Source organism: Spirosoma humi, from assembly GCF_054776575.1.
Genome location: NZ_BAAHBR010000008.1, coordinates 379,655 through 400,971 on the forward strand (window position 1 = coordinate 379,655; position 21,317 = coordinate 400,971).

General features: G+C 50.7%; 22 protein-coding genes and 1 riboswitch. Of the genes, 11 read left to right on the forward strand and 11 right to left on the reverse strand.

Annotated features, from left to right (window positions below; all coding sequences use genetic code 11):
• Positions 1-9: 9 nt before the first annotated feature.
• The 9 genes from rpmC to rplC form a co-directional block, all read right to left on the reverse strand.
• Complete coding sequence (rpmC, locus tag ACYU8Y_RS10235) at positions 10-204, reverse strand: 50S ribosomal protein L29 (RefSeq protein ID WP_460936780.1); 195 nt, start codon at positions 202-204, stop codon at positions 10-12.
• Between the two features lie 21 nt (positions 205-225).
• Positions 226-657 carry a 50S ribosomal protein L16 gene (gene rplP, locus ACYU8Y_RS10240; RefSeq protein ID WP_046577824.1) on the reverse strand — a complete coding sequence of 144 codons (432 nt, stop codon included), beginning with the start codon at positions 655-657 and terminating at the stop codon, positions 226-228.
• Between the two features lie 85 nt (positions 658-742).
• Entirely contained in the window at positions 743-1,636 is an 894-nt protein-coding gene (gene rpsC / locus ACYU8Y_RS10245) for a 30S ribosomal protein S3 (RefSeq protein ID WP_460936783.1), read from the reverse strand.
• Between the two features lie 6 nt (positions 1,637-1,642).
• A complete protein-coding gene (rplV, locus tag ACYU8Y_RS10250) occupies positions 1,643-2,035 on the reverse strand; it encodes a 50S ribosomal protein L22 (RefSeq protein ID WP_460936785.1) in 393 nt (130 codons plus the stop codon).
• A gap of 71 nt (positions 2,036-2,106) precedes the next feature.
• Positions 2,107-2,385 (reverse strand): 30S ribosomal protein S19, encoded by a 279-nt coding sequence (gene rpsS / locus ACYU8Y_RS10255; RefSeq protein WP_018618700.1) that lies wholly within the window; start codon positions 2,383-2,385, stop codon positions 2,107-2,109.
• 9 nt (positions 2,386-2,394) lie between these two features.
• Positions 2,395-3,219 (reverse strand): 50S ribosomal protein L2, encoded by an 825-nt coding sequence (gene rplB / locus ACYU8Y_RS10260; RefSeq protein ID WP_460936787.1) that lies wholly within the window; start codon positions 3,217-3,219, stop codon positions 2,395-2,397.
• Between the two features lie 30 nt (positions 3,220-3,249).
• Positions 3,250-3,537: a 50S ribosomal protein L23 gene (gene rplW, locus ACYU8Y_RS10265; RefSeq protein WP_012930240.1), complete on the reverse strand. Its 288-nt coding sequence runs from the start codon at positions 3,535-3,537 to the stop codon at positions 3,250-3,252.
• 17 nt (positions 3,538-3,554) lie between these two features.
• Positions 3,555-4,184, reverse strand: coding sequence for a 50S ribosomal protein L4 (gene rplD / locus ACYU8Y_RS10270; RefSeq protein ID WP_460936790.1), 630 nt, complete (start codon positions 4,182-4,184; stop codon positions 3,555-3,557).
• A 3-nt stretch (positions 4,185-4,187) separates the two neighbouring features.
• Complete coding sequence (rplC, locus tag ACYU8Y_RS10275; RefSeq protein WP_460936792.1) at positions 4,188-4,808, reverse strand: 50S ribosomal protein L3; 621 nt, start codon at positions 4,806-4,808, stop codon at positions 4,188-4,190.
• A gap of 586 nt (positions 4,809-5,394) precedes the next feature.
• On the opposite strand from rplC, the gene ACYU8Y_RS10280 reads away from it, so the two are divergent.
• The gene (locus tag ACYU8Y_RS10280; RefSeq protein ID WP_460936793.1) at positions 5,395-6,342 is read left to right on the forward strand and encodes a sugar phosphate isomerase/epimerase family protein; all 948 of its coding nucleotides are present in this window, start codon (positions 5,395-5,397) and stop codon (positions 6,340-6,342) included.
• Here the strand turns inward: ACYU8Y_RS10280 and ACYU8Y_RS10285 are convergent.
• Positions 6,339-7,127 (reverse strand): SDR family oxidoreductase, encoded by a 789-nt coding sequence (locus ACYU8Y_RS10285; protein ID WP_460936795.1) that lies wholly within the window; start codon positions 7,125-7,127, stop codon positions 6,339-6,341. The genes ACYU8Y_RS10280 and ACYU8Y_RS10285 overlap by 4 nt on opposite strands.
• Positions 7,128-7,175: 48 nt before the next feature.
• Here ACYU8Y_RS10285 and ACYU8Y_RS10290 point away from each other — a divergent pair, with 48 nt between their 5' ends.
• The 9 genes from ACYU8Y_RS10290 to ACYU8Y_RS10330 all read left to right on the forward strand — a co-directional run bounded on the left by ACYU8Y_RS10290 (position 7,176) and on the right by ACYU8Y_RS10330 (position 17,448).
• Positions 7,176-8,519, forward strand: a complete 1,344-nt coding sequence (locus tag ACYU8Y_RS10290) for a M16 family metallopeptidase (RefSeq protein WP_460936797.1) — start codon at positions 7,176-7,178, stop codon at positions 8,517-8,519.
• A gap of 78 nt (positions 8,520-8,597) precedes the next feature.
• Complete coding sequence (locus ACYU8Y_RS10295) at positions 8,598-9,974, forward strand: M16 family metallopeptidase (protein WP_460936799.1); 1,377 nt, start codon at positions 8,598-8,600, stop codon at positions 9,972-9,974.
• Between the two features lie 64 nt (positions 9,975-10,038).
• A riboswitch (cobalamin riboswitch) is annotated at positions 10,039-10,247 on the forward strand.
• A gap of 90 nt (positions 10,248-10,337) precedes the next feature.
• A complete protein-coding gene (locus tag ACYU8Y_RS10300) occupies positions 10,338-12,287 on the forward strand; it encodes a TonB-dependent receptor plug domain-containing protein (protein WP_460936801.1) in 1,950 nt (649 codons plus the stop codon).
• Positions 12,284-13,336, forward strand: coding sequence for a YncE family protein (locus tag ACYU8Y_RS10305; protein ID WP_460936803.1), 1,053 nt, complete (start codon positions 12,284-12,286; stop codon positions 13,334-13,336). The genes ACYU8Y_RS10300 and ACYU8Y_RS10305 overlap by 4 nt, the downstream gene beginning before the upstream one ends.
• Positions 13,333-14,070, forward strand: a complete 738-nt coding sequence (locus ACYU8Y_RS10310) for a Dph6-related ATP pyrophosphatase (protein ID WP_460936805.1) — start codon at positions 13,333-13,335, stop codon at positions 14,068-14,070. The genes ACYU8Y_RS10305 and ACYU8Y_RS10310 overlap by 4 nt, the downstream gene beginning before the upstream one ends.
• 182 nt (positions 14,071-14,252) lie before the next feature.
• Entirely contained in the window at positions 14,253-14,783 is a 531-nt protein-coding gene (locus ACYU8Y_RS10315; RefSeq protein WP_460936807.1) for a gluconate 2-dehydrogenase subunit 3 family protein, read from the forward strand.
• Between the two features lie 109 nt (positions 14,784-14,892).
• Positions 14,893-16,605 carry a GMC oxidoreductase gene (locus ACYU8Y_RS10320; protein WP_460936809.1) on the forward strand — a complete coding sequence of 571 codons (1,713 nt, stop codon included), beginning with the start codon at positions 14,893-14,895 and terminating at the stop codon, positions 16,603-16,605.
• 216 nt (positions 16,606-16,821) lie between these two features.
• Entirely contained in the window at positions 16,822-17,172 is a 351-nt protein-coding gene (locus tag ACYU8Y_RS10325; protein ID WP_460936811.1) for a DUF6970 domain-containing protein, read from the forward strand.
• Between the two features lie 111 nt (positions 17,173-17,283).
• A complete protein-coding gene (locus ACYU8Y_RS10330; protein ID WP_460936813.1) occupies positions 17,284-17,448 on the forward strand; it encodes a nuclear transport factor 2 family protein in 165 nt (54 codons plus the stop codon).
• Between the two features lie 258 nt (positions 17,449-17,706).
• On the opposite strand, the gene ACYU8Y_RS10335 is transcribed toward ACYU8Y_RS10330, so the two are convergent.
• Complete coding sequence (locus tag ACYU8Y_RS10335) at positions 17,707-17,943, reverse strand: GlsB/YeaQ/YmgE family stress response membrane protein (RefSeq protein WP_460936815.1); 237 nt, start codon at positions 17,941-17,943, stop codon at positions 17,707-17,709.
• A 195-nt stretch (positions 17,944-18,138) separates the two neighbouring features.
• Between ACYU8Y_RS10335 and ACYU8Y_RS10340 the strand changes: the two genes are divergently transcribed.
• A complete protein-coding gene (locus tag ACYU8Y_RS10340) occupies positions 18,139-21,261 on the forward strand; it encodes a PVC-type heme-binding CxxCH protein (protein WP_460936817.1) in 3,123 nt (1,040 codons plus the stop codon).
• The last annotated feature ends 56 nt before the right edge of the window (positions 21,262-21,317 follow it).

Here is a 21,317-nt window from a genome sequence, read left to right on the forward strand (position 1 = left end):
CGTGTCTTATTAGGCTTGCCGCGATTTAACCGTCAGTTCTGTGTTCAGACGAGTAATCCGTTTCCGGCTCTCGCGGATGCGCATTGGGTTCTCAATTGGAGATACCGCATGAGCGAACCTTAGTTTCAACAGTCGGTCTTGTTCAGCACCAATTTCAGTGCGTAACTCGTCGGCCGACAATCCTTTTAAATCTTCTTTTTTCATTTTGTTCGTCGCTTAGGGGTACTATTCTTCGCCTTGCTCCTGATAATCACGCCGGACAACAAATTTCGTCCGAACTGGCAATTTCTGAGCGGCCAGGCGCAGGGCTTCCATACCCGTTGCCAGATCAACGCCCGTTGTTTCGAACATAATCGTACCGGGCTTTACTACGGCTACCCAGTATTCTGGGGCACCTTTACCTTTACCCATCCGAACTTCGGCTGGCTTCTTGGTAATAGGCTTGTCGGGGAAAATGCGAATCCAAACCTGACCTTCGCGTTTCATGGCCCGTGTTACTGAAATACGAGCGGCTTCAATCTGGCGGGCGGTGATCCGACCGGGTTCCAGCGATTTGATGCCGAATGTACCGAAGGCAATCTCGTGACCGCGCGAAGCGATACCTGGAATCCTGCCTTTATGCTGCTTACGGAATTTAGTTCTTTTTGGCTGTAACATAGCTCTAAAAGTTAGCGTCGATAGTGGTTAGTTGTTGATCAAAAGTGGTTGCTAATGACTGTGGACTGACGACTGACGACTGAATTTATCGTCTTGGACCACCGCCACCACGGTTGCCACCCTGACCACCACCGCCACCGCGGTTACCACCCTGGCCACCGGCGTTACCACCCCGGCCGCCACCGGCATTGCCACCACGGCCACCCCGGTCATTGCCGCCACGGTTCCGACCACCCCGGTCGTTACCATCACGGTCGCCACGAGGACCACGACGGTCGCCACGATCGTTGGCTGCAGCCGTACGCTCACCAGCTTGCGCCTGGCTCATCATCGCTGCTGGAGACAGATCACGCTTGCCGTATACTTCACCCTTGAAAATCCATACCTTAATGCCGATTTTGCCGTAAACGGTTTGGGCTTCAGAAATAGCATAATCAATGTCAGCACGTAGTGTGTGAAGAGGTACACGACCTTCTTTGTACTGCTCCGAGCGGGCAATTTCAGCTCCACCCAAACGACCTGATACCTTCACTTTGATACCTTGTGCACCTACCCGAATTGCTGATTGGATAGCTTGCTTCATGGCACGACGGAACGAAATACGAGCCTGTAACTGCTGAGCAATTGCTTCGCCAACTAATTTAGCATCGATTTCAGGGCGTTTGATTTCGAAGATATTGATCTGGACATCTTTGCCCGTGATCTTCTTCAGCTCTTCTTTGATCTTGTCAACTTCACCGCCACCTTTACCGATAACAATACCCGGACGAGCCGTGTGAATAGTTAGAGTAACACGCTTCAGGGTACGTTCGATGACGACCCGCGCGATGGCGCCTTTGGGAATACGGGCAGAGATATATTTCCGGATTTTCTCGTCTTCAACAAGTTTTTCCGAAAACTCTTTGCCGCCGTACCAGCTCGACTCCCAGCCCCGAACAATACCAAGTCGTAGGCCAATTGGATTTATTTTTTGTCCCATTTCTGTCTATTGTTCGTTTTCAGGGGTAGAAACTTCAGCCTGAGTCAATACAGTATCCGCTGCACTGTCAACCACGAGGGTAATGTGGTTTGACCGCTTACGAATCCGGTGACCACGACCTTGTGGTGCTGGACGCAGACGCTTCAGCATCGGACCACCATCAACAAAAATCGTTTTTACATAAAGATCAGCATCTTCGATGCGGACATCTTCATTTTTTTGCTGCCAGTTGGCAACGGCCGATAAAAGCACTTTCTGCAATACATCGGCACCAGCCTGTGGCTGATATTTCAATAAACCCAACGCCCGGCTAACGCGCTGACCACGAATGAGGTCGGCAATTAACCGCATCTTGCGGGGAGACGTGGGCACATCTTTAAGTTTTGCTACTGCTTCCATTTGTTTGGTTTTTAGCTTTCGGCTCCCGGTTTACAGCTCATTAAAACCGTAGACCGAATACCGTAGACTGCTTATCGTTTGCCCTTGTCTTTCTTTGCGGTGTGGCCCCGGAAGTTGCGCGTTGGCGAGAATTCGCCGAGCTTGTGACCTACCATGTTCTCCGTTACATAAACCGGGATAAACTTGTTGCCGTTGTGCACAGCGAAGGTGTGGCCTACGAAATCCGGCGAAATCATCGAACGACGCGACCAGGTTTTGATGACCGATTTCTTGCCCGAATCATTCTGCGTCTGGACTTTATTGTCTAAACGAAAATCAATATAGGGGCCTTTTTTGAGTGAACGTGCCATTGTTATCTGTTACTTTTTGCGTCGGCTAATAATCATGCTTTCAGAGGCCTTGTTCTTGTTACGGGTCTTCTGACCTTTGGCAAACTGGCCATTACGTGAACGTGGGTGACCACCGGATGCCCGGCCTTCACCACCACCCATCGGGTGATCGACTGGGTTCATCACGACAGCCCGAACGCGGGGACGGCGACCTAACCAACGGTTACGGCCAGCTTTGCCCATGACAACGTTCATATGGTCGGGGTTCGATACCGAACCTACCGTTGCCATACCGGCGCTCAGAACCCGGCGTGTTTCACCCGAAGGCAAACGCAGGATAGCGTACTTATCTTCACGGCCTACTAACTGGGCATATGTACCAGCCGAACGAGCCATGGCACCGCCTTTACCAGGTGTCAACTCGATGTTGTGAACGATAGTACCGATTGGCATCAGAGCCAATGGAAGAGCGTTACCAACGTCAGGAGTTGACCCTTCGCCCGACCGGATCGTCTGGCCAACGGTAATACCTTGTGGTGCGATGATGTAGCGTTTTTCACCGTCGGGATATTGCACCAGCGAGATGCGGGCCGAACGGTTTGGATCGTATTCTACAGTCAAAACTTCGGCAGGTTGGCCGACTTTGTCGCGCTTGAAGTCAATAATACGGTATTGCCGCTTATGACCTCCTCCAATGTAGCGCATAGTGCGGTGACCTTCGTTGTTCCGGCCACCGGTTCTCTTAATGGGCTCCAGCAGGCTTTTCTCTGGCTTGGAGGCTGTTATTTCCGCAAAGTCGGGTGCCACGCGAAAACGTGTACTCGGCGTTATTGGTCTTAGTTTTTTAACTCCCATGACTGATTAATTGGTAGAGCAGTGCTCGGTTTACAGGTCAGCGTAGATATCAATTACTTCGCCTTCAGCAACCGTAACAATTGCTTTCTTAGTGGTTGGGGTCTTACCCGATACAACACGTCCGTTGATGTTCTTGCTGCGTTTCTTTCCGTAAACCCGGAATGTATTAACAGCTTCAACGTTTACGCCATACATTTTCTCGATGGCTTTGCCAATCTCGAGTTTGTTGGCTTTTAGTTCAACCTCAAAAGCATATTTGCCTTGCTTGTTAAGGCCCGTCATTTTTTCCGTGACGATTGGTCGTTTCAGTACGCTCATGATTAATTTGCTCCCGATTATCGGTCGAACAACGTTTGAATGGTTGACAGGGCTTCTTCGCTAATGAGCAGTTGATCGGCGTTCATCAGATCGTATGTATTGACCTGCGAAGCTGTCGTGACTTTCGTCTTCTGTACGTTCCGGCTCGACAAGACAACGTTCGTGTTGACGTCGGGCAGGATGAGCAGCGTTTTCTTACCCGTTACATTCAGATCGTTTAGGAACTGGATGTAATCTTTCGTGCGGGGAGCTTCCAGCGAGATGCTGTCAATAATTGAAATCCGTTCAGCTTTAGCTTTTACCGCGTAAGCCGACTGGCGGGCCAGCGATTTCACTTTTTTGTTCAATTTGAAGCTGTAATCGCGGGGGCGTGGACCGAAGATGGTACCACCACCAACGAATACCGGCGATTTGGCGCTACCAGCGCGGGCACCACCTGTACCTTTCTGCTTCTTTAATTTACGCGTCGAGTGAGCATTCTCAGCACGCTCTTTCGCTTTGTGCGTTCCTTGCCGTTGGTTGGCTAAGTATTGTTTCACGTCGAGGTAAATCGCGTGTTGGTTCGGCTCAATACCGAAGACCTCTTCCGGAAGCGTGACCTTTTTGCCTGTGTCCTCGCCTTTGCTGTTATATACGATTACTTCCATGACCTACTTCTCGATAATAACGTATGAATTTTTGGCTCCTGGAATTGAACCGCTAACAACGAGCAGATTTTGCTCAGGCAGAACGCGCAATACGCGAAGGTTTTGAACCTTCACACGGTTACCGCCCATCCGGCCGGCCATCCGAAGACCTTTGAACACACGCGATGGGAACGAACAGGCACCAATCGAACCTGGGTGACGACCCCGGTTGTGCTGACCGTGCGTCTGACCGCCTACACCACCGAATCCGTGACGTTTCACAACGCCCTGGAAACCACGACCTTTTGCTGTTCCGACTACGTCAACGAAGTCAGTTTCTGCAAATACATCGGCTACCGTAAGTGTTGCACCTAAAGCAAGTTCCTGCTCGAATTCTTTAAATTCAACCAGTTTACGCTTAGGTGTGGTACCCGCTTTTTTGAAGTGGCCCAACTCCGGCTTGTTGCTGTGCTTTTCTTTTTTGTCGCCATAACCTAGTTGCACAGCCGTGTAGCCATCTTTCTCGACGCTACGGACTTGAGTTACGACACAGGGACCCGTCTCAATCACTGTACATGCCAGAGCCTGCCCGTCCGCATTGTACACGCTGGTCATCCCGATTTTCTTGCCAATTAAACCAGACATTTGTGTTTGTTTAAAGTAAGCAGGTAAAAAATAGGTAATCTTTTTTCCGTTCGGACCTTCCGAATCGGGCCGCAAAGGTAGGCAAATATTCGAATGAATCCTATATCTGCTTAACAATCAGGCCCCACAACGACATAAAAAAAGGTCGGGTGCGCAGCACCTGACCTCAAATGGCAGACAAAACGATGCAGCGCAAGGTTTGTTTGCCGAAAAAGTCAGATGTGGTTTCTACTAAATCATACAGATCTTAGCGGACCTTCACCCTCGTATGTCGTTATCTCGATGTTCCGAGTTTGGGAGTGCAAAAGTATGGAATAGTTTGGAGAAACAGAAAATTTATTTTAAAGAAAGTTTTTAGATGATGTCTTTAAAAGTATTTTGGCCAAAATTCGGGGAAAGGTGTTCGAGCGCTACGTGACCAGAAGAGGGGCGAGATTTGCTCGTGCATCATAAACAGTAAGTCGCTAGCACGACCTGCATGGCTGAATCTGGCAATTCAACGGTAGAAGGCCCTTCAGAACAGTAGATTTATGTACTTTTTACGTTTACTACATGATTCCAAAAACACCTGAATCTGTTTCTCTGCATGTCTATACCTGTTACTCGTCGTCAAACACTGGCTGCCCTGACTGCTTCCGTAGGGACTTCTCTAGCATCTCCCCTGAAAGCTAACGCTACGGCAACGCCGACCGCCCAATCGCCCTTTACAATTTGCCTCAACATGAGCACGATTCGGGGGCAAAAGCTTGGTTTCGTAAAAGAGTTGGAAGCTGCGTCCAAGGGCGGCTTTCGGTCGGTCGAGATATGGATTGAGACGCTACAGACCTATCTGAAGAATGGAGGTACGACGGCGGAGGCTCGCCGAATCCTGAAAGACAACGGAATAAAGGTAGAAAATGCCATTGGGTTTGCGCCCTGGATCATTGACGACGAAGCGGCCCGGGCAAAGGGCCTTGCTCAGTTAAAGAGTGAGATGGAAATGCTGGCCGAAGTAGGTTGCAAACGCGTAGCCACTCCACCGATCGGTGCCCAATCGCCGGGTAGTCCCAAAGTAGACCTCTACAAAGCTGCCGAACGCTATCGGGCTATTCTGGAAATTGGGGACAAGGCGGGTGTTGTCCCCCAACTGGAGCTGTGGGGATTCTCGCCAAACCTGAGCCGGTTGAGCGAAGTTATGTTTGTTGCCATTGAAAGCGGCCACCCGTCGGCGAGGGTGTTGCTCGATATCTATCACCTCTACAAAGGGGGCTCAGGCAATGTAAGTTTGCCTCTGGTGGGTAAGCCCGCTATCGAGGTCTTTCACGTAAATGACTACACGGCCGATTTTACCCCTGAAAAAATAGTCGATGCTGATCGGGTATTTCCGGGCGATGGCGTTGCCCCAATCAGTGAGACGCTAAAACTCATCAAACGAACCGACCAGCCAATTGTCGTGTCGCTGGAAGTCTTCAATAAGAATTATTACGCGCAGGACGCCCTGACCGTCACCAAAACGGCGATGGCAAAGATGAAGGCAATGGTGGCCGGACTTTAATAAGCCCAAGCCATCAGGCCGCCATCCACCGAGATTGTCTGTCCCGTTACGTAACCGGATGCGGGCATGCACAGGAAGGAAACAACCGACGCTACTTCTTCGGGTTCACCAACCCGGTTCATGGGTGTGCGTTTCAGGATACCTGCCAATTTTTCAGGATTGGCTAGTACGGGCGTGGCCAATGGTGTTTTGATATACCAGGGCGCTACGGCGTTCACGCGAATACCATCGGGTGCCCACTCAACCGCAAGGTTCCGGGTAAGCTGAAGCATGGCCGCTTTGGTCATGCCATACAACGAGCCGCTGCTGGTATGGGCTAGGCCCGACACCGACGAAACCATCACCACTTTGCCCCCGGCTGGATGGCCCCCTTTGGCAGATTCTTTCAGGAGTGAATAGGCCGCCTGGGTCAGTTCATAGGCTGAACGCAAGTTTGTATTCAGCACATGGTCATACTCCGCCGGGCTATACTCCGAAGTCGGTTTACGAACATTCGTACCTGCATTGTTGACAAGAATATCCAGACTACCCCATATTGCTTTTACCGCATCGATAACTTGGGTCGCTACCCCCGGCTGACTCACATCCGCGGCCATCCCGTCAACGATATGGCCTTGCTGGCGATAATCGGTTAGTTGCTGCTGGAGCAATGTATTATCGCGGGCAACGATAAACACTGATGCACCGAGGTCCAGAAATTGCCGGACAATGGCTTCGCCGATTCCTTTGGTTCCGCCCGTAACGAGGGCGCGTTGGCCACTAAGCGACCAGAGCGATTGGTTCATGAGCTAAAGGTCATTAATTTTAGCTTTTCTCCAAACTAAAATCATCTTATGGACAAACGAATGGGGCTTTTGGCGGTATGGATGCTCTGCACGAGTATGGTACTGGCCCAGAATAAGCCCAAGCCAGAAGACGTGCAAACGTTCACTCTGAAAAACGGCATGAAATTCATGGTTCTCGAAGACCATTCTATACCCAACGCCAACTTCTATTCATTCTGGAAAGTTGGCTCCCGTAACGAAGTACACGGTATAACCGGCCTATCCCACTTTTTTGAGCACATGATGTTCAACGGAGCCAAAAAATATGGCCCCAAGCAGTTTGACCGCGTGATGGAAGCCAACGGTGGTTCGAACAATGCGTATACAACCGAAAATACGACCGTTTATACCGACTGGTTTCAGAGCGGTGCACTCGAGACGATTTTCGATCTGGAGGCCGACCGGATTCGTGATCTGGCTATTGACCCCAAAATGGTAGAGAGTGAGCGGGGGGTTGTGTTATCTGAACGAAGCACGGGACTGGAGAACAGCAATTACCGGGTCATCAACGAACTGGTTCAATCCGTAGCGTTTGTGGAGCATCCTTACATGTTTCCGGTGATTGGCTTTGAGTCGGACATTAAAAAGTGGACGCAGGCTGATCTGGAGAAATACTTCAAAACCTATTATTCGCCAAACAACGCCGTGGCTGTCGTCGTGGGCGATGTAACGGCGGCTCAGGTAAAAAAACTGGCGGAGCAGTATATCGGCTCGATTCCGGCCCAAAAACTACCCGATAGCCTGCGCACGGTGGAGCCTCCGCAGAACGGCGAACGTCGGGCAACGACCTATAAAGATGTTGCGACGCCCAACATTCTACTGGCCTATCATATTCCTGCAACGCGTCACCCCGATTATTATGCGATCGATCTGCTCAGTGGGGTGTTAAGCTCCGGTAATTCGTCGCGGCTGGTCAAATCGCTGGTACTGGATTCAACGGTAGCATCCCGGGTATTTACCAACGTAGAGATGTCATTCGATCCGAGTCTGTTTTCGGTTTACGCCATTGCCGGAAGTGGTATTTCGGCCGAGCAACTGGAGCGGTCGGTTCTGTATCAAATCGACAGGGTGATCAATGAGGGCATTACCGATACGGAGTTGCAGAAGCTGAAAAATCAGAAGCTGATGGAGTTTTACCGGACCATGGAGTCGATCAATGGGAAAGCGAACTCGCTGGGTACGTACGAACTGTTCTTTGGCGATTACAAAAAGCTTTACGAAGCCCCGGCGCTTTATGAAAAGGTAACGAAGGAAGACGTTCAACGCGTCGCCAAAACGTACCTCACCAGTCGCAACCGAACCGTGGGCTACCTGCTGCCGGAGCCTAAAGCAAATCCTGTCAAAACGAATTGATTCGACCGCAGCGGCCCAATAGCGCGGATAATTGTCCGAGAGCTGTTTGTGTTGGCTGCGATTAACAGACATCATCCAATGAAATACATAGTTACCGTACTCATTACCCTTGTTGTTACGGGAGCGTCGATAGCGCAAACGTTCAAGGTGCCCCCTTACCAGAAGTTCAAACTCAGGAATGGGCTGACGATTTATTTGATGGAACAGCATGAGGTGCCCCTCATCAATGTCTCGGCGGTATTCGATGCCGGTGCGGTGCAGGATGGCAGCCGGTATGGCCTGGCCAACATGACGGCGGAGGCTTTGCTGTTTGGCAGTTCGAAATACACGAAGGCCCAACTGGAAGAAAAAATTGAATACGTGGGAGCCAGCGTAGATACGTATGCTGGTAAAGAAGTGGCTAAGCTGACTTCGTCGTTTGCGGTCAAGGATCAGGATTTATTATTTGATATTATCCAGGATGTGATCACAAAGCCCACCTTCGATCAGGCTGAATTCGACAAATACAAACAGCGGCAACTGCTCCAGTTGACTCAGCAAAAAGAAAGCCCAAGGGGGGTGGTTGGCTCTTACTTCAACAAGTTTGTGTTTGAAGGCCATCCGTACGCCAACCCGCTCACGGGTACGCCTGCGTCCGTATCGGCCGTTTCCGCCAGCGACGCCCGGCAGTTTTATCAGAAAAACTTTACCACCGACCGGGGGGCTATTGCCATCGTCGGTGACTTCAATACGGCGGCTATGAAAAAGCGGATTACCGACTTATTCGGCAACTGGAAAACGGCCGCGGCAACGTCACCGGTCTTAACGGACCCGACGGTTATGTTCGATAAAAGTCGGGTGTTGCTGGTCAATAAAGACGATGCCCGCGAAACAACGTTTTTGATTGGCGGAAAAGGCATCACCCAAAATAACCCCGATTTCATTCCTGTGACGGTTGTCAATACGATCCTGGGCGGGCGCTTCACCTCTTGGCTGAATGATGCCCTGCGGGTAAATTCGGGTCTGACCTATGGCGCGAATAGCCGATTCAGTACGTTTCGGAAGAGCGGCACCTTTGCCATTTCGACTTTTACAAAAGTCAGTACCACTACCCAGGCAATCGATATGGCTTTGCAGGTACTCGATAGTTTACATCGGACCGGTATCGATGAAAAAACGCTGTCATCTGCCAAAAACTACGTTAAGGCCGATTTCCCGCCGAGGTACGAGTCGGCCAGTGAGTTAGCCAACTTGCTGACCGATATGTTTAGTCTTGGATTCGACGAGTCGTTTATCAATAACTTCCAGAAGAACGTCGATGGGCTTACGGTTGCCAAAACCCGCCAGATAATCGACCAGTATTTTCCGAAAGACAAGCTCCAGTTTGTGCTGATCGGTAAAGCCGAAACCATTCGGGATAAAGTGAAAAAATACGGCACCGTTACAGAGAAAGAGATTAAAGCCGAAGGTTTTTAACCCGTAATGTGGATCGCACGAGTGCCCGTGCGATCCACATTACTTATTCCACAAAATACCCTACCTTTGCCCCTGAGTTTTCGGTGCCTGATGCTGCTTCGTAGCAGCCTGCAAGGCTTAAAAGGGAAGTTGGTGTAAGACCAATGCTGTCCCCGCAACTGTAAGTCTTTAGAAAATCGGTTCAATCTACGTAACCACTGCGCTGATTCTCAGCGTGGGAAGGTAAGAACCGACGAGACAAGCCAGGAGACCTGCCGTAAACCATCCGTTGTTCTGGCGTTCGGAGGAAACGCCCCAATCGCGTGCTAGTGGGCCACCAGTTGGACGGCCCAACGGTTCCAGGCACTCATTCGCAGTATACACTTGAAACAGAACACCCTTCGCTGGTGGATTAGTACACTGTTGGCCGGCTTGCTGGTCAGTCAGGCTAGTATCGCGCAGATCGATTCGTTGGCGCGGTCGGCAACGACTGTGTCTTTATCGGCCGTTACCGTACGAGCCATTGCGCCCGAGCGGTTTTTGGCCGGTCAGAAACTTCAGCGAATCGATTCGGCAACGCTATTGCAGTTTCGCTTTGGCTCATTGACGGATTTACTGGCGTTGAACACGCCCATGGCATTTAAAAGTTATGGTCCCGGCCAATTGGCGACGGTATCTTTCCGGGGAACATCGGCCAATCATACCGCCGTTCTTTGGAATGGTATCAACATCAACCAGCCCAATCTTGGTCAGACTGATTTCTCGACGCTACCCGTAGCGGGTTTCGATCGATTAGCGGTTCAATATGGTTCGTCGGCTAGCGTCGTCGGTTCAGATGCCGTGGGCGGGAGTGTGCTGCTGGGAAGTAGCCCCGTTTGGCAACCGGGTATACACGTAACGTTTGGTCATCAACTGGCCAGTTTTCAGAACAACCAGACTCAGTTAGGTGTACGCTATGGTACGAGGTTGGGAACTGCCTGGAGAATGTCAGGGAAGACGTTCGCCTATCGAAACCAGTTCAATAATGCGTATCCATCGGCAGAACGCAGGAACTACTTCCTGGAGCGATCAACAACCGCGCAACGGGGCCTCGTTCAGGATGTATATTTCCTACACAAGAGTGGGCGTCAAGTATCCGTCAACGTGTGGCTAACGGACAACGACCTGATTCTGGCTCCGCAAGACACCATTGCCCGCGAACAGACGCGCACACAATCGGCCCGATTTCTGACTACCTACGAAACCAGCCATCTAACCCTGCGCCTTGGCTGGACGCACGATATTCTGGATTATGCCAAAAGCAACTTCGCGTTGCCCAGTCATACCCAGACCGACCGGTTCATTGCCCGTGCCGAGCGGGAGTTCGCCTTGACGCCCGCTAAAGCCAATCTATCGCTCAACCTTCGGGTAGGGGGCGAGTGGTCGCATTACCGCACCCGGACCGATGGCTACGTAAGTCCATTGATCGAAGAAGATCGGGGAGATTTGTATGCATTGCTTCGATTGCAGACCAACCGATGGCTGGTATCGGCTAATGTACGGCAGGCTTTCGTTACACGCTTCAACCCACCCGTTACTCCCTCACTTGGCGCTGAATATCGCATCGTGCAGCGTCCTGCATTTGGCTTAACGGCCAAAGGAGCAATCAGTCGAAGTTATCGAGTGCCAACGCTCAACGAACGGTACTGGGCCGATTTGGGCAATCCTAATCTGTTGCCCGAAAGTGGATTCAATCTGGAGGCCGGTCTGGCCTCAACCTTTGTATTCAATGAACGACTCAACGTTGCGGCTGAAGCAAGGGTCTACCACAATCGGGTAGACAACTGGACATATTGGAACCCAACGACCAACTACCATGTCGAGAATTTACAACTGGTTGTGGCCCGCGGGGGCGAACTAACCACCTCGATCGCGTATGCGCACAAAGGCTGGCGGGCTGGTTTGCGGATAGGCTATGCGCTAACGCGTTCTTCGCAGGAGCGGGCGTATGACACATATGCAGAGGACGTGATCGGGAAGCAACTGGTTTACGTGCCCATTCATACCGGAACGCTCAATGCTTATGTGCAGCGGGGGCAAACACGGCTGTCGGTGCAAACACAGGCCAGTTCCCTCCGGTACATTACCTTCGACAACAGCCAGTTTTTTCAGGGAGTCACCTTAACAAACGTTCTCCTCGAAACGACCACCAAACTCGGTCCGGTACCTGTTCGGGTGCAGGGGCAGGTCAACAACCTATTCGATACGCTGTCATTCAGCATTAAGCGAAACGCGTTACCCGGTCGTAACTGGGCCCTCAATCTCATTATCAATTTTCCATCTAATAAATCATGAAATACCAAGTAACAAAAGGCATTGCGCTTAGCTTGCTGGCCTTAAGCGTCTGGAATTGTAAAACCTCCGATCCTGAACCAACACCATACGAATCGGGCGTATATATACTGAACGCGGGTAACTTCTTCAGCAACAACGGAACGGTTTCCTTTTTGCCACGCGTAGGTAATACGGTTGCTACCAATATTTTACAAGCCGCTAATCCCTCTTTATTGCCGAGTGGTGGCGTTCAGGGCTATACCGAAGTGAACGGGAAAGGACTTATTTTGATCGACAACAGCTCTGCCGCGCAGGATAAGGTTGAAATTGTGGAGGGAGGTACGTTCAAGTCCCGCGCTACCCTGAAAACGCCCGATATTGAAAACCCGCGCCAGGTGATTGCAGCTGGTCCTAACAAGGCCTACGTTAGTTGCTGGGACGTTTCCGGCTCCGGAAACGCCTTCTACAAAGACCCCGGCTACATTGCCGTTATTGACCTGAACACAAATGCACTTATCAAGAAGATTCCGGCCGTTAAAGCGGTTGAAAAAATGGTAGTTGCCGGTTCAGAAGCCTTCGTCGGAAGCAACACGTACAGCGGTGATCAAACGCTGCTGGTTATTGATCTGAATACCGATACGGAAAAACAACGCATTGCCTTTGGATCAACGCCCGAGCCTATTGCGCTTGATGCAAACGGCAAGCTATGGATACAGGCCGGCAAAGATCTCGTCCAAATTAACCCATCGGATCGGGTAGTTGCCAAACGATTGACATTTGCTGCTACTCCCGGTTCTGTTACGATCAGCCCCGATAAAAAATCCTTCTACTACACATTGAGCGGTAAAACATACCGGATAGGTATTGACGCAACGACAGCATCCGGTAGCCAGGTGATCGCTCGCTCATTCAGTGCCTTGGGTGTTGATCCACAAACAGGACGTTTATACGGCAGCCAATCTCCGCTCCTTTATACACAGGCCGGTTATGTACTGCGCTACGAATCGTCTGGTGCTTTGGTCGATTCGGTGAAGGCTGAAATTGCGCCGTCAGGATTTTATTTCCGATGAGCCGACAGCGGGCCATTATGAACTGGAGCGGGGGCAAAGATTCGGCCCTCGCCCTGTATCATAGTCTCCAATCGGGTCGGTGGGCCGTGCAAACGTTGTTGACGAGTGTCAACGATGCGTATGGCCGGGTAAGCATGCACGGTGTTCGAACCGAGTTGATGGTGGCTCAGGCCGATCGATTGGGGATTCCACTGCGGTTACTCCGGTTGGCAGGCGATGTCTCCATGGACGAGTACGACGCTCAGATGCATAAGGAACTGCTGGAGCTGAGACAACAGGGAAGTACGCATTCCATTTTTGGCGACATTTTTCTGGAAGACCTTCGCGCCTATCGGGAAAGGCAGTTGCAGCGGGTTGGCTTATTGGGTGAGTTCCCGCTCTGGCAGCGAAACACGACCGAGCTGGTTCATGCGTTCGTCGATCTGGGTTTTCGGGCCGTGCTTGTTTGCGTGAATGAAAAGCAATTAAGCGCTGAATTCGTCGGCCAGGAACTCGATCTGGATTTGCTGAAAGAACTACCCAAAACGGTCGACCCGTGTGGCGAAAATGGCGAGTATCATTCTTTTGTATATGATGGGCCTATTTTTTCCAGCCCCGTTCCCTTCACAAAAGGCGACATTGTTCACCGGACCTACACCCGCTCCGGCGGCACCGACTCACCTACCGATCAGCCCGATTCTGAAGCCCGCTGGGATACTGGCTTCTGGTATCAGGATCTGATTCCCAACCCATAAGTCAGGTCAAGTCAAAAATGCAGAATAGATTAAAAGGCGTGCTACGGTTCTGAATCGTGGCACGCCTTTTAACTTTCCATTAAACTCGGCCAAAGCCTTCGTGTTGTGACTTTATTTTCATATTATTAGAGGAAATTTTACCAGCTGGGTCCTTATATAACCCAAACAGTATTCATCACTTTATGAAACGTAGAGAAGCCATACAACAAGCGGCCTTATTGATGGGCGGGATACTGTCGGCACCGACCCTGGCAGGTGCTATGGGCCGTGTGACCAACATGGGCCCGAGCGTTGCCGTCTCGCCCGAACAGGAAGCGCTGCTGGCCGAGGTTGCCGATGTGATCATCCCCACTACTACCACACCGGGTGCCAAAGCGGCCGGTGCTGAAAAGTTTATTGTTCGGGTCATGCGCGATTGCTATCCGAAAGCCGATCAGGAGAAATTCTACGCCGGTTTAGCTAAGCTGGACGCTGACAGTAAAACCAAATTCAGCAAAGGATTTGTGGCGCTCGACACGGCCCAGAAAAATGAGATGGTCAAGCTGACCATGACAGAAGACAAACCATTTTTTCTGCGTATGAAAGAGCTGACAACGACCGGCTACTTCACCTCTGAGATTGGTGCTACCAAAGCACTCGAATACCTGCCCGTTCCTGGTCAATTTAACGGATGTATGCCTCTCAAACCCGGCCAGAAGGCATGGGCTATATAAGTGTGTAGGATTTAGTGGTGGGAGTGAGGAGGGGTGGCGCATATTTTATAATGCCAAATGGTCCCTTACTCCTACTACTAAATCCTCACCCCTAACTTCTTTAAAAACTATGTACCTCAATATTGATTCTATAAAAGACCAGACCTACGATGCCATTGTGATCGGGTCGGGCATATCGGGCGGTTGGGCCTCGAAAGAGCTAACCGAAAAAGGGTTACGGGTGCTGATGCTCGAAAAAGGGCACAAACTCGAACACGTTACCGATTACGAGTATGCCATGAAAGATCCCTGGCAAACCAAGTACAACGGGCGGCTCACGGAAGCGCAGAAGGAATCGCACCCCAAACTGGCCCGCGATTACCCGTATAATGAGATGACCCAGAATTACTGGATGAACGATTCCGATTCACTCTACAAAGAAGTGAAACGCTTCGACTGGTACCGGCCCAATATCGTGGGTGGAAAATCCATTATGTGGGGGCGGCAATCGTACCGGCTGAGTGATATTGATTTCGGGGCTAATGAGAGAGACGGTATTGCGGTCGATTGGCCAATCCGGTACAAAGACGTTGCGCCTTGGTACAGCTATGTTGAGAAGTTCGTCGGCATTTCGGGCGAGAAACTAAACCTGCCCCAACTGCCTGACAGCGAGTTCCTGCCACCTATGGAGATGTATTGTGTGGAAAAGGAAGTGCGCAAGCGGATTGAAAAGAATTTTCCCGGCCGCACGATGACCATTGGTCGGGTAGCTAACCTCTCCAAAGCGGGCCAGGCTCAACTAGGTGTTGGCCGCGCGCCGTGCCAATACCGGAACAAATGTTCGCTGGGTTGCCCATACGGCGCGTATTTCAGTACACAATCCTGCACGCTTCCTCCGGCCGCTAAGACGGGCCGACTGACGCTCCGTCCCGACTCGGTTGTTACGGAAGTCCTGTACGATGAAAACAAGAAAAAGGCAACGGGTGTCCGAATTGTTGATGCCGTAACGATGCAGCCCAAAGAGTACTACGCCAGCATCATTTTCGTTTGTGGAAGTACGCTAGGCTCTACATCGGTATTGCTGAACTCAAAATCAAGCCGTTTTCCCAATGGTCTCGGTAATGACTCGGGCGAACTGGGTCATAACCTGATGGATCACCATTTTCGAATTGGTGCCTCGGGCGAATGGGAAGGTGATCTGGATAAATATTACATCGGCCGCCGGGCCAATGGCATCTATGTTCCCCGTTACCGGAACATCGGTTCCGACAAGCGCGATTACATCCGCGGATTCGGGTATCAGGGGGGCGGCAGTCGGCAGGGCTGGCAGCGCAACGTTGCTGAAATGAGCTTTGGGGCCGATTATAAAGAGGAGCTCACCAAACCCGGCCCATGGACAATGGGCCTGGGCGGTTTCGGGGAAACTTTGCCGTACCACGAAAACCGGATGTACCTCGACAAGAATGAAAAGGATAAATGGGGCATGCCGCTCGCTGTATTCGACGCTGAGTTGAAAGAGAACGAGAAGAAAATGCGGATCGACATGATGAACGATGCCAAGGAAATGCTGGAATCGGCGGGTGTCAAGAACGTAAAAGCTTACGACCGGGGCTCTTACTTAGGCATGGCCATTCACGAGATGGGTACGGCTCGCATGGGTCGCGATCCTAAAACATCGGTCGTGAATGCTAACAACCAGCTTCATGCGGTTAAGAACGTGTTCGTAACGGATGGCGCGTGTATGACGTCGGCCTCCTGCGTAAACCCATCGTTAACGTACATGGCGCTAACGGCACGGGCGGCTGATTTCGCCGTGAAGGAAATGAAGCGGAAAAGTATTTAAGGAGTGATTAGGAAAAATCCCCCGCCGTACTGATTTGGCAGCATGGCGGGGGATTTTTAATGTATTTTCCGGATTAAATATGGCTCAGGCGCACGGCTCGATAAGCTACTTAGTAACTTTTGAAAGATCCTCCCCATGTATGCAATAGCTAATTCCAACGGGTAGTAGGTATAACAGACTCTTGGAGTCGTGAAAATAACCTTGACCAGCCATCAAATGAGATCGTATATCAAATTCATTGCCTTTACTAGCTTGATGGCTTTAGGATGTAAAAATGAGTCGATACCCAAAGGGACGCCTGAATGCATTACCGATCTGATCAATCAGATCAAGAGCCAGGATAAGTGGGAGCCGCCAGCCAAAGTTTATCGCTATTCGTACAAGGGGCAAGTGGTTTACTTCATTCCGCAACGGTGTTGTGATATCCCCAGCATCTTACTTGACGAACAATGCAATACCGTTTGTTCTCCAGACGGTGGTATTAGTGGCAGGGGCGACGGAAAATGTGCTGACTTTTTCGCTTCCAGAACAGAAGAAAAACTGATTTGGGAAGACTCCCGGAAATAGGCTTCCGCCGTCTCAAGTAAATCTTAGATAATCTCAAGCCTCACTGACACGCCCTTATAAGGTCCATGCTTTAGTTTTGACACGTCTACTCATTGTCTAACTTTTATAATTATGGACGATCAAACGACCCTTAACCAGCTCTACCAGGATTTCAATGACCGGGATATTAATGCTGTTCTTGCTTTTTTACACACGGATGTGACCTGGCCTAATGGGTGGGAAGGGGGTTATGTGCACGGGCGTGATGACGTGCAAGCATATTGGCTCCGCCAATGACAGGAGATTAATCCTAACGTAGTACCGACCTCATTTACAAGGAGACCTGAAGGGGAAATTGCCGTAAGTGTTCACCAAGTCATCAAAGACCTGAATGGGCAGATTCTGAGCGATGGACAGGTAACCCATGTATACACTTTTGAGAAGGGGAAAGTGAGAAAAATGGTTATTGAGTAGTAATGACATGATATACTACTCGTGTAACCTTATACAAAAGCGCCAGATACCTTATTCGGGGCTGTTACGACCTGACTTACGTTAAAACAGTCGGCCCACAAAAATCAACAAGACGGCACCGCCCACAGCAATTAACAAATTCATAAATAGGCCATCATTATCCGGGTCGTTGCCCAGCTTACGGGCAACAAAACCACCTACGAAGCCACCTACAATGCCCAGGATAATGTTGACAAGCGCCGAGTTATGGCTATCCATCAACCGACTGGCAATGTAACCGGCAATACCCCCAATTAAAATAGAATATAAAAAGCCCATAGTCTGAATGGTTAGACAGTTGTGAATGTGACAATGCAATGCTACACAAAAGATTGACAATTGTACTATAGGGAGAATAAATTGCGAAAAGAATGTAGCTGAAAATGGGTATAAATCATCTGTAGTGTCATTTTACAGGGTAGATTTCTCCTTTATCAGTTAATCGCTAACTCCCTCCTGTACCGGGCTGACTATATGATTCATTTTTTAGCACTAAAACGCTCTATTCTCGCGCGTCGGGCAATCGCTTTGTCAGCGGCTGGTCTGGTAATTGGCGGTGCTTTTATCGGGGCTTATCAGAATCGAAACCTGAACGGGGCATCCCGCCAATATCTGACAAGTCTGTTCGCTCAACTTAACGATGACGACAAACACGATCCAAAATACGCGGTAGGTAGTTTGAATGTAGCACCCGGTCTGGAGGCAACCTTGTTTGCCGCTGAGCCGATACTGGCTAATCCAACGAATATAGACGTAGACGCGCGTGGCCGGGTCTGGGTCTGCGAAGCCTATAATTATCGGCCCGCCATCAACGGCAACCCAACTCGCAAAGAAGGAGATCGCATTGTGATTCTGGAAGATCAGAATGGCGATGGAAAGGCCGATCTATCGAAGGTGTTTTATCAGGGGGCCGACATCGAATCACCGCTCGGAATTTGGGTACAGGGCAATAAAGTGATTGTATCGGACAGCCCGAACGTTTGGGTCTTTACCGACGAAAATGGCGACGATAAAGCGGATAAAAAAGAACTGCTCTTCACGGGTATCGGCGGTGAGCAGCACGATCATGGCATGCACACGTTTGTCTTCGGACCGGACGGTAAGTGGTATTTTAACTTTGGAAACGAAGGTGGGCAACTGAAGGATAAGGACGGCAAGCCGATCATCGACGTCGCTACTGGCAAAACGATCGATAAGCAGAATTTTAAGATGGGTATGGTCTTCCGTTGCGATCCCGATGGGAAGAATGTGGAAGTGCTGGGCCAAAATTTCCGCAATAACTACGAGATAGCCGTTGATTCCTATGGTACGATGTGGCAATCGGACAACGACGACGATGGTAACAAGAGTGTCCGGATTAATTACGTCATGGAGTATGGCAACTATGGCTATACCGACGAAATGACGGGAGCAGGCTGGCAGGCTAACCGGGAGAACATTGAGCCCGAAACGCCAAGACGCCACTGGCACCTTAATGACCCCGGTGTGGTACCCAACCTGCTGCAAACGGGGGCTGGTTCGCCAACGGGTATGATTGTGTATGAGGGCAACCTCTTACCGGAAGTTTTTCGGAATCAAATGATCCACTGCGACGCTGGCCCGAACGTAGTGCGGTCTTATCCTGTGCAGAAAGAGGGCGCGGGGTACAAAGCCGACATTGTAAACGTTTTGGAAGGCGCGCGCGATCAATGGTTCCGACCGGCCGATGTATGTGTGGCACCGGATGGCTCACTCATTATTGCTGACTGGTATGACCCCGGCGTGGGTGGGCACCAGGCGGGCGACCAAAGCCGGGGCCGCGTGTATCGGGTAGCGCCACCGAACTCGCCGTATAAAATGCCTAAAGTGGATCTGACAACGACCGAGGGCGCTATCGACGCCCTGCAAAGTCCAAATATGTCGATTCGCTACGCTGGCTGGCAGAAACTGTCTGGTCTGGGAAAAAAAGCGGAGAAGGAATTGGCCAAACTCTACAAAACATCGGCTAATCCCCGGATGCAGGCTCGGGCGCTCTGGTTGTTAAGCAAACTGGACAAAGGACCAAAATACATCGAAACGGCTTTAAAAAGCGATAATCCTGATCTGCGCATCACCGCACTCCGGGCCGCCCGCGAACGCAAATCGGATATTATTCCGTACATAAAGCAACTTGTTAACGACCCCGATCCGCAGGTGCGTCGGGAGTGTGCGATTGCGCTACGTCGAAGCTCAAGTACGGAGGCTCCTGCCTTGTGGGCGCAACTGGCCAGCCAATACGATGGTAAAGACCGCTGGTATCTGGAAGCGTTGGGTATTGGTGCGGATGCCAATTGGGATACATATTACACGGCCTGGCTGAAACAAACGAACAATGAGCGCAGCGACGCCCCGGCCTTGGCCAGCGCGGGTGGCCGTGATATTGTGTGGCGTGCCCGCACGAAGGAGTCGGTGCCGATGCTGGCCAAACTGGCGGGCGATCCTGCCGTCGATATCAATCAGCGGTTGCGCTATTTCCGGGCATTTGATTTCAATCCGGGTGCTACCGAAAAATCTAATGCCTTGCTGGGTATTTTGCAGGCAAACAGCGGCTCCACGGACATGACCAAACTGGCCCTGCGTCATCTCGATCCGGCATTCGTGAAAAATTCACCCGTGGCCACAAACGCCCTGAACAAGCTCATGACCGACGTATACGGCACACCCGAATACGTTGAGCTGGTTGCCCGTTTTGAACCCGCATCCGAAAATGCTCATCTGGCAAAACTAGCCGTTCAAAAACCACTGGAAGGAATGGGTCGTGATGCCGCCCGGCAATTACTCAAGCAGCAGGGTGGCCCCTTGGTTTGGGAGGTGCTTAACGGCAGCGATCCGGAAGCGGCTACCAATATGCTGGTTGCGTTGCGTCGGGTGGGCAACAAAGAGTCGATCGATATTTTAAAAACGGTGGCTCTGGATGAGAAACGGGCTGTCGCCTTACGCAAAGAAGCGACCCGCTCACTGGGCGGTAGTATGGAAGGGGCCGATATGGTTGTGGCCCTGCTTACATCCGGCGATATCAAAGGCGATTACAAAAAAGCAGCCGTGCAGGGGGTGAGTAACGACTGGCGCAAAAATATTCGTCAGCAGGCCGCTAATTTCCTGGATGGCGGACAAAGTGCCGAAGGTAAAAAGCTGCCTGCCTTAAATGAGCTGCTTGCCATGAACGGTGACGCTGCTCGTGGTGTCTCCGTTTTTAAGAACAATTGTAGCATCTGCCATCAGGTCAATGGTGAGGGCATGGACTTCGGTCCAAAGTTATCCGAAATTGGGTCGAAATTGCCAAAAGAAGGGCAGTATCTGGCTATCTTACACCCGGATGCCGGGATTAGCTTCGGCTATGAGGGCTGGGCAGTAAAATTTAAAGATGGGAGTGCCATGACTGGTATTGTGTCCAGCAAAACCGAAACCGATCTGCAAATGAAGTTTCCGGGTGGCGTCATCCAGAATTACAAAATGTCGGATGTCGTTTCGATGAAACAATTGGATACGTCCATGATGCCGTCAGGTATCCAGGAAGCCATGAGCACGCAGGAATTAGTAGATTTAGTGGATTATTTATCAAGTTTAAAAAAGAAATAGGACCGGGATGTGTGTGATTTTTCTGCCTAACTACGACGTTCGCTTTCGGCGGATAC

Excerpts from the sequence above, each read along its gene's own strand:
- rpmC (WP_460936780.1), bottom strand. The coding sequence starts at position 204 with ATGAAAAAAGAAGATTTAAAAGGATTGTCGGCCGACGAGTTACGCACT.
- rplP (WP_046577824.1), bottom strand. The coding sequence starts at position 657 with ATGTTACAGCCAAAAAGAACTAAATTCCGTAAGCAGCATAAAGGCAGG.
- rpsC (WP_460936783.1), bottom strand. The coding sequence starts at position 1,636 with ATGGGACAAAAAATAAATCCAATTGGCCTACGACTTGGTATTGTTCGG.
- rplV (WP_460936785.1), bottom strand. The coding sequence starts at position 2,035 with ATGGAAGCAGTAGCAAAACTTAAAGATGTGCCCACGTCTCCCCGCAAG.
- rpsS (WP_018618700.1), bottom strand. The coding sequence starts at position 2,385 with ATGGCACGTTCACTCAAAAAAGGCCCCTATATTGATTTTCGTTTAGAC.
- rplB (WP_460936787.1), bottom strand. The coding sequence starts at position 3,219 with ATGGGAGTTAAAAAACTAAGACCAATAACGCCGAGTACACGTTTTCGC.
- rplW (WP_012930240.1), bottom strand. The coding sequence starts at position 3,537 with ATGAGCGTACTGAAACGACCAATCGTCACGGAAAAAATGACGGGCCTT.
- rplD (WP_460936790.1), bottom strand. The coding sequence starts at position 4,184 with ATGGAAGTAATCGTATATAACAGCAAAGGCGAGGACACAGGCAAAAAG.
- rplC (WP_460936792.1), bottom strand. The coding sequence starts at position 4,808 with ATGTCTGGTTTAATTGGCAAGAAAATCGGGATGACCAGCGTGTACAAT.
- ACYU8Y_RS10280 (WP_460936793.1), top strand. The coding sequence starts at position 5,395 with ATGTCTATACCTGTTACTCGTCGTCAAACACTGGCTGCCCTGACTGCT.
- ACYU8Y_RS10285 (WP_460936795.1), bottom strand. The coding sequence starts at position 7,127 with ATGAACCAATCGCTCTGGTCGCTTAGTGGCCAACGCGCCCTCGTTACG.
- ACYU8Y_RS10290 (WP_460936797.1), top strand. The coding sequence starts at position 7,176 with ATGGACAAACGAATGGGGCTTTTGGCGGTATGGATGCTCTGCACGAGT.
- ACYU8Y_RS10295 (WP_460936799.1), top strand. The coding sequence starts at position 8,598 with ATGAAATACATAGTTACCGTACTCATTACCCTTGTTGTTACGGGAGCG.
- ACYU8Y_RS10305 (WP_460936803.1), top strand. The coding sequence starts at position 12,284 with ATGAAATACCAAGTAACAAAAGGCATTGCGCTTAGCTTGCTGGCCTTA.
- ACYU8Y_RS10310 (WP_460936805.1), top strand. The coding sequence starts at position 13,333 with ATGAGCCGACAGCGGGCCATTATGAACTGGAGCGGGGGCAAAGATTCG.
- ACYU8Y_RS10315 (WP_460936807.1), top strand. The coding sequence starts at position 14,253 with ATGAAACGTAGAGAAGCCATACAACAAGCGGCCTTATTGATGGGCGGG.
- ACYU8Y_RS10320 (WP_460936809.1), top strand. The coding sequence starts at position 14,893 with ATGTACCTCAATATTGATTCTATAAAAGACCAGACCTACGATGCCATT.
- ACYU8Y_RS10325 (WP_460936811.1), top strand. The coding sequence starts at position 16,822 with ATGAGATCGTATATCAAATTCATTGCCTTTACTAGCTTGATGGCTTTA.
- ACYU8Y_RS10330 (WP_460936813.1), top strand. The coding sequence starts at position 17,284 with ATGGACGATCAAACGACCCTTAACCAGCTCTACCAGGATTTCAATGAC.
- ACYU8Y_RS10335 (WP_460936815.1), bottom strand. The coding sequence starts at position 17,943 with ATGGGCTTTTTATATTCTATTTTAATTGGGGGTATTGCCGGTTACATT.
- ACYU8Y_RS10340 (WP_460936817.1), top strand. The coding sequence starts at position 18,139 with ATGATTCATTTTTTAGCACTAAAACGCTCTATTCTCGCGCGTCGGGCA.